Source organism: Pseudomonas sp. Irchel 3E19, assembly GCF_900187585.1.
Lineage (GTDB): Bacteria > Pseudomonadota > Gammaproteobacteria > Pseudomonadales > Pseudomonadaceae > Aquipseudomonas > Aquipseudomonas baetica.
On record NZ_FYDT01000011.1, the window covers coordinates 55,389 to 68,031 of the forward strand.

12 protein-coding genes are annotated in these 12,643 nt (G+C 61.4%); 1 reads left to right on the plus strand and 11 read right to left on the minus strand.

Annotation, left to right across the window (positions count from 1 at the left end; translation table 11 throughout):
- Positions 1-197 precede the first annotated feature (197 nt).
- On the plus strand, positions 198-3,407 hold the full coding sequence (rne, locus tag CKW18_RS09695) for a ribonuclease E (protein WP_095188596.1): 3,210 nt from the start codon (positions 198-200) through the stop codon (positions 3,405-3,407).
- 80 nt (positions 3,408-3,487) lie between these two features.
- Here rne and CKW18_RS09700 read toward each other — a convergent pair whose 3' ends face one another.
- From CKW18_RS09700 to CKW18_RS09750, 11 genes are all read right to left on the minus strand, one after another.
- Complete coding sequence (locus CKW18_RS09700; RefSeq protein WP_095188597.1) at positions 3,488-4,078, minus strand: nucleotidyltransferase family protein; 591 nt, start codon at positions 4,076-4,078, stop codon at positions 3,488-3,490.
- On the minus strand, positions 4,075-5,055 hold the full coding sequence (locus CKW18_RS09705; protein ID WP_095188598.1) for an XdhC family protein: 981 nt from the start codon (positions 5,053-5,055) through the stop codon (positions 4,075-4,077). The genes CKW18_RS09700 and CKW18_RS09705 overlap by 4 nt, the downstream gene beginning before the upstream one ends.
- Positions 5,055-7,376, minus strand: coding sequence for a xanthine dehydrogenase family protein molybdopterin-binding subunit (locus CKW18_RS09710; RefSeq protein ID WP_095188599.1), 2,322 nt, complete (start codon positions 7,374-7,376; stop codon positions 5,055-5,057). Before CKW18_RS09710 ends, CKW18_RS09705 begins: the two co-directional genes overlap by 1 nt.
- Positions 7,373-7,843 (minus strand): (2Fe-2S)-binding protein, encoded by a 471-nt coding sequence (locus tag CKW18_RS09715; RefSeq protein ID WP_034155364.1) that lies wholly within the window; start codon positions 7,841-7,843, stop codon positions 7,373-7,375. Before CKW18_RS09715 ends, CKW18_RS09710 begins: the two co-directional genes overlap by 4 nt.
- Positions 7,844-8,089: 246 nt before the next feature.
- Positions 8,090-9,109: a UDP-N-acetylmuramate dehydrogenase gene (murB, locus tag CKW18_RS09720; protein WP_095188600.1), complete on the minus strand. Its 1,020-nt coding sequence runs from the start codon at positions 9,107-9,109 to the stop codon at positions 8,090-8,092.
- Entirely contained in the window at positions 9,106-9,570 is a 465-nt protein-coding gene (locus tag CKW18_RS09725; protein WP_095188601.1) for a low molecular weight protein-tyrosine-phosphatase, read from the minus strand. The genes murB and CKW18_RS09725 overlap by 4 nt, the downstream gene beginning before the upstream one ends.
- The gene (kdsB, locus tag CKW18_RS09730; RefSeq protein ID WP_095188602.1) at positions 9,570-10,334 is read right to left on the minus strand and encodes a 3-deoxy-manno-octulosonate cytidylyltransferase; all 765 of its coding nucleotides are present in this window, start codon (positions 10,332-10,334) and stop codon (positions 9,570-9,572) included. The genes CKW18_RS09725 and kdsB overlap by 1 nt, the downstream gene beginning before the upstream one ends.
- The gene (locus tag CKW18_RS09735; RefSeq protein ID WP_003174668.1) at positions 10,331-10,516 is read right to left on the minus strand and encodes a Trm112 family protein; all 186 of its coding nucleotides are present in this window, start codon (positions 10,514-10,516) and stop codon (positions 10,331-10,333) included. Before CKW18_RS09735 ends, kdsB begins: the two co-directional genes overlap by 4 nt.
- A gap of 22 nt (positions 10,517-10,538) precedes the next feature.
- Positions 10,539-11,549, minus strand: a complete 1,011-nt coding sequence (gene lpxK, locus CKW18_RS09740; protein ID WP_095188603.1) for a tetraacyldisaccharide 4'-kinase — start codon at positions 11,547-11,549, stop codon at positions 10,539-10,541.
- A complete protein-coding gene (locus tag CKW18_RS09745; protein WP_095188604.1) occupies positions 11,549-11,977 on the minus strand; it encodes a biopolymer transporter ExbD in 429 nt (142 codons plus the stop codon). Before CKW18_RS09745 ends, lpxK begins: the two co-directional genes overlap by 1 nt.
- Complete coding sequence (locus CKW18_RS09750; RefSeq protein WP_167394894.1) at positions 11,974-12,609, minus strand: MotA/TolQ/ExbB proton channel family protein; 636 nt, start codon at positions 12,607-12,609, stop codon at positions 11,974-11,976. The genes CKW18_RS09745 and CKW18_RS09750 overlap by 4 nt, the downstream gene beginning before the upstream one ends.
- Positions 12,610-12,643: the final 34 nt, after the last annotated feature.

Genomic DNA, 12,643 nt, shown 5'->3' on the forward strand with positions numbered 1-12,643 from the left:
GCTGGTTGATTCCTCCTCCTGACTGAGTGCTTAAGTAGCCACAGCAAGCAGGACGCGTACGTCGCGGTATCGGCCCAATTGGCCGCACATCGCTGGACACGGGAATGGCCAACCACTCCCGACGCACCTGACACCGACCGTGAGAAGTCGTGTGTGCCGAACGCCGTTTCCGGCAGCCCGGAAACCGACGGTACTACATGAAAAGAATGCTGATTAACGCAACTCAACCCGAAGAGTTGCGTGTTGCACTGGTAGATGGCCAACGCCTCTACGACCTGGACATCGAATCCGGTGCACGCGAGCAGAAGAAGGCCAACATCTATAAAGGCCGCATCACTCGCATCGAACCAAGCCTTGAGGCTGCCTTTGTCGATTTCGGCTCCGAGCGCCACGGCTTCCTGCCCCTCAAAGAAATCTCCCGCGAATACTTCAAGAAAGCCCCTGAAGGCCGCGTCAACATCAAGGACGTCCTGAGCGAAGGCCAGGAAGTCATCGTTCAGGTCGAAAAAGAAGAACGTGGCAACAAGGGCGCAGCCCTGACCACCTTCATCAGCCTGGCCGGTCGTTACCTCGTGCTGATGCCGAACAACCCGCGTGCCGGCGGCATCTCCCGTCGCATCGAAGGCGAAGAGCGCAATGAACTGCGTGAAGCGCTGAACGGTCTGGTTGCTCCAGCCGACATGGGTCTGATCGTGCGCACGGCCGGCCTTGGCCGTAGCAGCGAAGAAATGCAGTGGGACCTCGATTACCTGCTGCAACTGTGGACTGCCATCAAAGAAGCCTCGCTGGATCGCTCCGCACCTTTCCTGATCTATCAGGAAAGCAACGTGATCATCCGCGCCATCCGTGATTACCTGCGCCAGGACATCGGCGAAGTGCTGATCGACAGCGTTGAAGCCCAGGACGAAGCCCTGACGTTCATCCGGCAGGTGATGCCGCAGTACGCCAGCAAGATCAAGCTGTACGAAGACAGCGTTCCGCTGTTCAACCGTTTCCAGATCGAAAGCCAGATCGAGACCGCTTTCCAGCGCGTCGTCGAACTGCCTTCCGGCGGCTCCATCGTCATCGATCCGACCGAAGCCCTGGTGTCCATCGACATCAACTCGGCGCGCGCCACCAAAGGCAGCGACATCGAAGAAACCGCCCTGCAGACCAACCTTGAAGCCGCTGAAGAAATCGCCCGTCAGTTGCGCCTGCGCGACATCGGCGGTCTGATCGTCATCGACTTCATCGACATGACACCTGCCAAGAACCAGCGCGCCGTGGAAGAGAAAGTCCGCGAATGCCTGGAAGCTGACCGCGCTCGCGTGCAGATCGGCCGCATCTCGCGCTTCGGCCTGCTGGAAATGTCCCGTCAGCGTCTGCGCCCATCGCTGGGCGAAAGCAGCGGCATCGTTTGCCCGCGTTGCAACGGCACCGGCATCATCCGTGACGTTGAATCGCTGTCGCTGGCGATCCTGCGCCTGATCGAAGAAGAAGCCCTGAAAGACCGCACTGCCGAAGTTCGCGCACAAGTGCCGATCCCGGTTGCAGCGTTCCTGCTCAACGAAAAACGCAACTCGATCACCAAGATCGAACTGCGCACCCGCGCTCGTATCATCATTCTGCCGAACGATCACCTCGAAACGCCGCACTTCGAAGTTCAGCGTCTGCGTGATGACAGCCCGGAAGCTGCTACCGGCCAGTCGAGCTATGAAATTGCTGCCGCTGCTGCCGAAGTTGAAGAAGTTCAGCCAGCCGCCGCGACCCGCACTCTGGTTCGCCAGGAAGCCGCAGTGAAGACTGCTCCGGCCCGCGCCAATGCTCCGGTCCCGGCCGAAGTGGCTGCACCGGCACCCGTTGCCGCGCCGGTTGCCCTGCCAGAACCAAGCCTGTTCAAAGGCCTGGTGAAGTCGCTGGTCAGCCTGTTCGCTACTAAAGAAGAGCCTGCCGCTCCGGTCGTGGTTGAAAAACCGGCTACCGAACGCCCTGCTCGCAACGAAGAGCGTCGCAACGGTCGTCAGCAGAGCCGCAACCGTAACGGTCGCCGCGATGAAGAGCGCAAGCCGCGCGAAGAACGTGCACCGCGTGAAGAGCGCGCCCCGCGTGAAGAGCGTCAACCACGCGAAGCCCGTGAAGTCCGCGAGCCGCGCGAAGCCCGTACCGAAGCGCCAGTTGCCCGCGAAGAGCGCGCACCACGCGCTCCACGTGAAGAACGTGCACCACGCGCTCCACGTGAAGACCGCAAGCCACGTGGCGAGCGTGAAGAGCGTGTGCGCGAACTGCGCGAACCTCTGGATGCCGCTCCAGTTGCTGCAGCCGCTGCTGCCGTAACCACTGAAGAGCGTCCGGCCCGTCAGCCACGTGAAGAGCGCGCCCCGCGTCCACCGCGTGAAGAGCGTCAACCGCGCGCCGAACAGGCCGCTACCGCCGTTGCTGAAGAAGAAGTGAACACCAACGAAGAGCAACTGCCGGAAGACGGTTCGGAGAACGCCGAAGGCGATCGCCCACGTCGTCGCTCCCGCGGCCAGCGTCGTCGCAGCAACCGTCGTGAGCGTCAGCGTGATGCCAACGGCAACGTGATCGAAGGTTCGGAAGAGTCCGAGTCCGGCGAAAACGCTGAAGCGCCAGACACTGCCGATCTGGCTGCCGGCCTGGCCGTTACCGCCGCTGTTGCCAGCAGCGTGATCAGCGCTCCAGCCGAAGCACAGGCCCACGAGCAAGCCGAACGCGCTACCGCCGCTACGCTGGAAACCGCTCCAGTTGAAGCGCCGGTTGTTGAAGCAACCACGCCGGTGGAAATGACTGCTGCTCCGGAAGTTGAAGTCGCTCCGGTTCGCGAAGCCCAGCCGCAGTTTGAAGGTTTTGCGCAGCCTGGTGTCGTCACTGAAGCGTTTGAAGTTGCAGAGCCGGTTGTCGAAACCGTGACCGAAACCGTGCGTGAAGTTCGCGAAGAGCAGACTGCATTCAACTGGGTTGCCGAGCCTGCCGCCGCTGAAACTCCAGCGCCTGTATTCGAAGCGCCAGTGGTTGAAGAAGCCAAGGCTGCCGAACCGGCTCCAGCGCCAGTCGTTGAAGCACCGGTCATCGAAGCGCCAGTGGTTGCCGAAGCACCTGCTCCGGTCGTTGAAGCGGCTCCGGTCAGCGCTCTGGCGCCAAACGGTCGCGCGCCAAACGATCCACGCGAAGTGCGTCGTCGCAAACGTGAAGAAGAGCGTCTGGCGAAGGAAGCCGAACTGGCTGCCGCTGCGGCTCCGGTTGCTGCTGAACCAGTGGTTGCTGAAGTGATCGAGGCAGAGCCTGCCCCGGTTGCTGAAGAAGCCGTGGTTGAGTCGGTGATCGCTGAAGCACCACGCTCCGTTCAGGACGCGGTAGAGCACAACGAAGAGGCCCAGGAAAAAGAACACGAGCATAAACCGCTCGTCTGATTCCAAAAGCCAATAAAAAGCCCCGCCTGATTCGTCAGGCGGGGCTTTTTTATGCCCTTGAAAATCGAAAGCTCTTGCTGTTACTTGAACACCAATGCCTCGGGCACATCGATATCCCACAACACCCCGGGATCATCCACCACCACTTCCACCACCCTTCCCTGCTTGAACAACGGCCTGGCCCCACGATCACCGTTCAAACCCAACAACCCTGGCCCGAACGAACGGCCAAACCCCACCGGATGCCCGAACTCGCCTTCCTGCACCGGCACGCTCACCGCATCGTCGGCCATTGCCGCCGCCACTCGCTCGATACTCGATGGCAAGATAAACGGCATATCGCCCAGCACGATCAGCCAGCCATCCACATCCGGACACGCCGCCACACCCGCAGCAATACTGTCGCCCATGCCAGTCGATTCAATCGAAACCACGTCACAACCATAAGCCTGCGCCATGCGCATCGCCTGCGGACGCGCTTCAGTCGTCACCAGCACGCGCTTGTCGAGGCTGGCCGGCAGATTCACCAGCACCTGCTCAATCACCGACCGCACCGCGCCATCACGTCCGGTGCAATCGGCCAGCAACTTGTCCTTGTCCGCTCCCGCCACCTGGCGAAAGCGACTGCCCTCGCCCGCCGCCAGCACAATCACACCGATGGATCGACTCATGCGCCCTCCAGTAACTTCTTCTGCTTCAACTCGACGCCGTTCTTGATCGCGACAATCTCCGCCAACAAGGACAAGGCGATTTCCGCCGGCGAATGACTGCCGATGTGCAAACCTATCGGCCCGTGCAACCGAGCGATGGCCTGTTCCGACAAGCCTAGCTGAGCCAGATTCTCCCGACGCTTCTGACTGTTGACCCGCGAACCCAGGGCGCCGACATAAAAGGCCGGCGAATCGAGCGCGGTAAGCAACGCCATGTCATCCAGGCGTGGATCGTGCGTCAGCGCGACAATTGCCGTGCGCTCATCGGTCTGGATGCTCAGCACCGCGTCATCGGGCATGCCCGGAACGAAACGACCATGATGCTCTTCCCAGCCGTAGACAAACTCGGTGCGCGGATCGCAGATCAGCACTTCGAAATCCAGCAGTCGCGCCATGTCCGCCACGTAGCGCGACAACTGCCCGGCACCGATCAACAGCAAACGCCAGCGTGGGCCATAAATGGCGCGCAGGGTCTTGCCGTCGAACACCAGCGAATCGGACTTGCTCGCGCCCGTCAGAACCACTTCGCCGGTGTCGATGTTCAGCTCACGGGCAACAATTTCATGGGCTTCACAACGTGCCAGCAGTTCAGCAACCCATGATGGATCGCCGACCCGCTCTTCAGTCAGGCGCAAGGTGCCGCCGCAAGGCAGCCCAAACCGCGCCGCCTCTTCCCGGGTGACGCCGTAGGTAATCAGTTGCACCGGCGGCCCGTCGATGGCGATGCGCCCGTCGTGCAGGCGGGCGATCAAATCATCCTCGACGCACCCGCCCGACACCGAGCCGATCACCACGCCGTCTTCGCGCAGTGCCAGCATGGCCCCGGGTACCCGGGGCGCGGTGCCCCAGGTCTGCACGACGCTGAACAGCACCACCCGCTGCCCGGCGCGGCGCCATTCGAGCACGCTGCGCAGGACGTTGAGATCGACACTGTCCATTACGCTTGCGCCTTCTGCCAGCCCTGCAACTGATAACGCACTGGCAGATTGCGGATACGTTGGCCGGTGGCGGCAAAAATCGCATTGCACAGCGCCGGCGCAATCGGCGGCACGCCTGGCTCTCCGACACCGCCCAACGGCACGTCGCCCGGCGGCGTCACCAGATGCACCGCGACCTCTTTGGGCGCCAGCGACATGCGCGCCACTTCGTACATGTGGAAGTTGTCCTGCTGCACCTTGCCATCCTTGAAGCTGATTTCACCCAGCACCGCGTTGCCAAGGCCCATGACGCAGGCGCCCTCGAATTGCGAACGGATGCGCTCAGGGTTGATCTGCGGTCCGCAATCCACAGCGATATCAGCCTTGTGCACGATCAGCGTGCCATCGTCCTTGACCTCGACTTCGATTACCGCGGCCACATAGGTGACGAAGCTGTAATGCACCGCCAGCCCCAGACCCCGGCCCTTGGGTAACTTGCGTCCCCAACCGGCAGCCTTGGCCGCGGTTTCCAGTACGGTGCGCATACGCCCTGTGTCGATCGGATAACGCTCGGGGGATTCGCCGTAGTTCCACTCTTCGCTCAAGGTGCGCGGATCGATCTGTCGATCAGGGCCAAGCAGTTTGATCTGGTACTGGAGCGGATCAACACCGGCCTTGTGCGCCAGCTCATCGACAAAACTCTGGATCGCAAACCCGTGGGGAATGTTCGACACCGAGCGATACCAGCCAACCCGCGTGTGTACCGTGGCTTCGGGGTTTTCCAGGCGCACATTGGGAATGGCATAGGCCATGTTGGTGAAGCCCATGCCCAGCTCGAAGGCCGCTTCATGGTTCATGCCCGGGGCGAACAGCGCAGTAATGCTCGGCGCCACGGTGCGATGCAGCCAGCCGGACGGCATGCCGTCCTTGGCGACACCGGCCTTAAGGTATTCGGCGGACACGGTATGGAAATACGAGTTATGGATGTCATCTTCCCGCGTCCACTGCACCCGCACGGCTTTACCGGGGAACTCTTTGGCGAGAATCGCGGCCTCCACGACAAAGTCCGGCTTCGATTTACGACCAAAACCACCGCCCAGCAGCGTCACAATAAAGGTGACGTTATCGAACGCCAGCCCGAGGCGCTCAGCGATGCGCTCACGGGTAACCTGCGGCGCCTGACTCGGTGCCCAAGCCTCGCAGACACCATCCTTGAAACGGGCGATCGCGACCATCGGTTCCATCGGCGCCTGCGCCAGGTGCGGCAAATAATAAGAAGCTTCGAGGGTGCTGGCAGCACCGCTCAGGGCTTTGTCGATATCGCCGGTATTGCGCACCACTTTGCCGGGTTTCAGCGAAGCGGCTTCCAGCTCTTTGCGATAGGCAATCGAGTCGTAACTGGCGTTAGGGCCGTCGTCCCACTCGATTTTCAGCGCTTCGCGGCCCTTGATGGCCGCCCAGGTGTTACTGGCAACGACTGCCACACCGCCCAACGGCTGGAACTCCGAAGGTAGCGGACGACTTTCGATCTGAATGACTTTCAGCACGCCGGGGACTTTCAGCGCGGCGCTGTCGTCCAGCGATTTGACCTTGCCGCCATACACCGCCGGGCGGGCAATCGTGGCGTAGACCATGCCGTCGAAATGTACATCGGCACCGTACACCGCGCGACCGTTGACGATGTCGTCACCGTCGATGGCTTTGGTGCCTTCCTTGCCAATGTAGCGAAACTCCGCCGGCTGCTTGAGGCGCAGGCTGTCACGCGCCGGTACTGCCAACGCACTGGCGGCAGCGGCGAGTTCGCCATAGCCCAGCTCGCGACCGGACGGTTTGTGAATGACTTTGTGCAACTGCGCGTGGCATTCGCCAACGGGCACTTTCCATTGCTCGGCAGCAGCCTGTTCCAGCATGGTCCGGGCCGCCGCCCCGCAGCGACGCATCGGCTCGTACCAGTGACGCATGCTGCGCGACCCGTCAGTGTCCTGATTGCCGAAGCGCACTTCATCACCCGGCGCCTGCTGCACTTTCACCTTGGCCCAATCCGCTTCCAGCTCATCGGCTACGACCATGGTCAGACTGGTGCGCACGCCCTGCCCCATCTCGGAACGGTTGCACACCACGGTCACCGTGCCATCAGCCGCGATGCTGACGTACACCTTCGGATCATCAATCCAGCCGTTGGGCATGCCATCGGCGCCAAATTTCTTTGGCTTGTCCTCGGCCAACGCGTCCTGCCAACCCCAACTGGCTGCCAGCACCAGCGCGCCGGTGGCACCAACACCTTTGAGGAAACCGCGGCGACTGAGGTTGCTCAGGGCGAAATCATTCGGTAGACGACTCATGCCTTGGCCTCCTTCAGGTGGGTGGACGCCTGGCGGATCGCGGTTTTGATCCGGTTGTAGGTGCCGCAGCGGCAGATGTTGCCGACCATCGCTTCTTCGATCTGCTCGTCGCTCGGGTTCGGGTTGGTTTTCAGCAACGCGGTGGCCGACATGATCTGCCCGCCCTGACAGAAACCGCACTGGGCCACGGCGCTGTCGAGCCAGGCTTGCTGGACGACTTGCCCGACCGGATCAGCGTGCAGGTTGTCGATGGTGGTGACGTTCTGCCCGACCACGGAGCCGATCGGCGTAATGCAACTGCGTGCCGGCAAGCCGTCGATATGAATGGTGCAGGCGCCACACAGGCCCATGCCACAACCGAACTTGGTGCCGTTGTAGCCTGCGACATCACGAATGGCCCAGAGCAGCGGCATGTCTTCAGTGACGTCTAGAGAATGGTCTTGACCGTTGAGTTTCAGGGTAATCATGGGCACGCCCGCATATTTTTGGAGGTTATGGGGTCGAGCAATCTGCCGCCGGAAACATCAGCGGCGGGTTCGCAGATCAACTCAGGCTAATCAGGCTCTCTTGCGCTGACGAAAACGTCTGCACCGGGCCTTTGGTGGAGCAAATGGTTTATATCGTTAGGTCGCTAAGTTAACCCAGCGTTAACAAAAAAGCCCTGCACTTTTTACTCAGTGCAGGGCTTTGGAGGGTGCCTGGAAAGCGTAGCTTCAATAACGATTGGGCTCCATTTCCAGTTCGACATTGAAACGCTCGGCAATATCTTTCTGGATACGCTGCGCCAGATCGAGCAATTGCAGCCCGGTCGCCGCGCCGTAGTTGACCAGCACCAGCGCCTGCAACTTGTGCACGCCAGCATCGGCTTCACGGAACCCCTTCCATCCGGCCCGCTCGATCAACCAGCCGGCGGCCAGTTTCATTTGCCCGTCCGGTTGCGCGTAGGCCACCAGATCCGGGTGCTGCGCCTTGATCTGCTCAACCAGTGCCGCCGACACCAGCGGATTCTTGAAGAAGCTGCCGGCATTGCCGAGCACCGCCGGGTCGGGCAGTTTTTCGCTTCGAATACTGCAAATCGCGCGGCTGACGTCTGTGGGCGTCGGCTGCTCAATGCCCTGCTCGGTCAAGCGCTGACGCACCGGGCCGTATTCCAGATGCAGATGTGCAACGCGATCGAGCTTGAAGCGTACCCGCAGGATCAGCCAACGTCCTGGCTCCTGCTTGAACAGGCTGTCGCGGTAGGCGAAGTTGCATTCTTCCAGGGTGAAGTCGCGCAGCTCGCCGGTCTGACGATCCAGCGCGGTGAGCCCGGCGAATACATCCTTGATCTCAACACCGTAGGCACCGATGTTCTGCATTGGCGCAGCCCCGACGGTGCCAGGGATCAGGCTGAGGTTTTCCAGCCCGGCCAACCCCTGTGCCAAGGTATGTTGCACAAACCCATGCCACGGTTCGCCCGCTTCGGCTTCAATCACGGCACGGTTGCCGTCATCGCTGATCACGCGGATACCGCGAGTGGCCATGCGCAGCACCAGCGCCGCAATGTCAGCAGTCAGCAGCAAGTTGCTGCCGCCACCGATCACCAGCAATGGCACATCGTGAGACTCGGCATACGCAAGGGCTTCGCGTACATCAGCATCGCTGTGGGCTTCGGCGAACAATTGCGCGCGAACGTCCACACCAAAACTGTTGAACGGCTTCAGGGAAACCTGCGGTTGCACCAGCAAACTCATAACCGCCCCTTCACTTCGATCAACAGTTGCTCACAGGCCGCTTCAATCAGATCCAGCACCTGCTCGAAACCCTGGTCGCCGTCGTAGTACGGGTCCGGCACTTCATCGACCAGCCCGGCATACCGACGCAGAAACAGGTCCAGTTCGGCCTTGCCGGTGGACGGTTGCAACGCCTTGAGATTGCGCAGGTTGCTGTTGTCCATGGCCAGGATCAAATCGTAGCTGGCGAAATCGGCACGGCTGACCTGCTGCGCGCGTTGCGCCGACAGATCATAACCACGCACTTTGGCCGCAGCCTGGCTGCGTTTGTCCGGCGGATTGCCGACGTGCCAGTCACCGGTGCCAGCAGAGGCCACTTCGACCTGGTCCGCCAGCCCGGCTTCACGCAATTTGTGACGCAACACGCCTTCGGCGGTGGGTGACCGGCAAATGTTGCCCAGGCACACAAACAGAACCCGCATCAGGCCTCCAGCAGGCGACGAACGCGCTCGAGGTCTTCGATGGTGTCGACACCGGTTGGCGGCGCGATCAGCGCATCGGCGACATGAATTCGCACGCCGTGCCAAAGGGCACGCAGTTGCTCCAGCGACTCAGTGTTTTCCAGCCAGCACGGGCCCCAGCTTACGAAGTCCTGGAGAAAACCGGCGCGATAGGCATAAATGCCGATGTGCCGACGGTATGGCACGCCTTCGGGCAACTGCTCGCGGCTTTTGGCAAACGCATCGCGCGCCCACGGCAAGGTTGCACGGCTGAAGGTCAGCGCCAGACCATTAAGGTCGCTGACGACCTTGACCACGTTCGGGTTGAACAGGGTTTCCACGTCTTCGATCGGCTCGGCCAAGGTGGCCATGCGCGCTTCGGTGTGGGCCGCCAGGTTGGCGGCAACCTGATCGATCACGCTCGGCGGGATCAGCGGCTCGTCGCCCTGCACGTTGACCACGATCGCGTCAGGCTCAAGGCCCAGTTTCGCCGCGACTTCGGCCAGACGATCAGTGCCGGAGTTGTGATCTTCACGGGTCAGCACCACTTCAGCGCCAAACCCCTTGCAGGCCTCGACGATACGCGCATCGTCAGTTGCAACGACCACACGGCTGGCGCTGCTTTTGCTCGCCTGTTCCCAGACGTGCTGGATCATTGGCTTACCGGCAATGTCCAGAAGCGGCTTGCCCGGCAGACGGGTCGAGGCGTAACGCGACGGGATGACAACGGTGAAGGCGGTGGTCATTTATCCAGACGCTCATCGGTGGTCAGGGTACGGGCTTCACTTTCGAGCATCACCGGGATGCCGTCGCGGATCGGGTAGGCCAGGCCAGCACCCTTGCTGATCAGTTCGGTCTTGTCGGCGCTGAGCTTGAGCGGGCCTTTGCAGATAGGGCACGCGAGGATATCGAGCAATTTGGTGTCCATGAACATTCCCTGGAATAAAGAGTTAAGGCAAAAGCCGATCGGGCAGCAGGCGCATCAATTGGGTGTCGAACCAGGCCACGAAGGCCGGCGACGGCACCGCATCGACCGCCAGATACCACCAGTCGGCAGCAGCGAAGGCGCGGCACTTCACCGCGTCCTTCTCGGTCATCACCAATGGCAATGACGGCGTGAAATTCAAGGCCTGCACGCTGTACTCGGCGTGGTCGGCAAACGCATGGTGGACTGGTCGCCAGTCTAGCGCTTCGAGGGTATTGAAGAAACGTTGCGGATTACCGATCCCGGCCACCGCGTGCACGCTCTGACCGGCAGAAAAATGATCGAGCGACTTGCGCTCGCCACTGCGCAGATTGACCAGCGCAGTGGGTTGAAGGCGAAAGGCGAATCCGTCGTCGCGATCAGCCGTCGCGCCGTTGAACAGCACGCCGTCGACGCTTTGCAGACGTTCGATCGGCTCACGCAGTGGACCTGCCGGCAAGCAGCGTTTGTTGCCCAAACCACGAGCGGCGTCGATCAGCACCAGTTCCAGATCGCGCGCCAGACGGTAATGCTGCATGCCGTCGTCGGACAGGATCAGGTCCAGCGGTTCGCTGGCGAGCAAGGCTTTGACCGCCGCGCTGCGATCAGGATCGATCATCAGCGGCACGCCGGTGCGCTGAACGATCAGCAGCGGTTCGTCGCCGGCGATGTCCGCGCTTTGCTGCGCCTCGACCCGCCACGGCAGATGCGGCGGTTTGGCGCCGTAGCCACGGCTGACCACGCCGACGCGCAAACCCCTGCGCCGGCAATGTTCGATCAGCCAGAGGATCATCGGCGTCTTGCCGGTGCCGCCGACGGTGATGTTGCCGACCACGATCAACGGCACTGGCGGCTGATAGATCTCGCCTTCGCCGTCGAGAAAGCGCTGACGTTTGCCGACCACGACGCGGCGATAGAGCATTTCCAGCGGTCGCAGCAGCGTCAGGGCCGGGTGCCCTTCGTACCATGCGGCGAGCAAGCGATCGGACAGGCTCATCAGGATTTGGGCGCCGCCTCGACCGTGGTCATGCGCAGATGGCTGAAACCGAGCTTGCCGGCCGCGTCCATGGCGGTGATCACCGATTGATGCTGAGTCTTGCCATCGGCACTGATCGACAACGGCATGTTGGTATCACCGTTGGATTCCTTCTGCATGGCTTCCATCAGGGTCGCCAGATCGTTCTTCGGCAGAATCTTGTTATTCACCGAAAACACGCCCTCGGCGCTGATGGCGACGTCGATCTGCTTGAGCTGCTGATCTTCGGCCGGCGAGCCGCTGACCGCTTCCGGCAGGTCTACACGCAACTGAGTCTCGCGAGTAAACGTGGTGGTCACGACGAAAAACAGCAGCAGGATGAACACCACGTCGATCAGCGACGCGAGGTTGATGTCCACGGTTTCCCGGGGTTTGCGACGGAATTTCACGCGCGGCCCTCGGCGAGGTCGACGTCACGGTCGCCCTGCACCACTTCAACCAGCTTGATCGCTTCCTGCTCCATGCCCACCACCAGTTCATCGATGCGGCGTTGCAGGAACCGGTGGAAGAACACCGCCGGAATACCCACCATCAGGCCCGCTGCGGTAGTGATCAGCGCCTTGGAGATACCGCCAGCCAGTACCGATGCATTGGTAGTCATACCGGAACCGGTGAAGGCGCTGAAAATATCGATCATGCCCAATACGGTACCCAACAGCCCCAGCAACGGCGCCATGGCGGCGATGGTGCCCAGTGCGTTGACGTAGCGTTCGAGCTCGTGGATGACACGCCCGGCGGCTTCTTCAATGCACTCTTTCATGATCTCGCGGCCATGTTTGGAGTTGGCCAGGCCTGCGGCAAGGATTTCCCCCAGCGGCGAGTTGGCGCGCAGTTCCTTGAGCTTTTCTTTATTGAGCTGCTTGTCCTTGATCCAGACCCAGACCTGGCCCAGCAGATGCTCGGGGGTGACGCGGCTGGCGCGCAGGGTCCACAGGCGCTCGGCGACAATCGCCATCGCAGCGATGGAACTCAGAATGATCGGCAACATCATCCAGCCGCCGGATTTGACCAATTCCCACACAGTGACAGTCCCCTCGAAAAAGTGCGCCACTTTA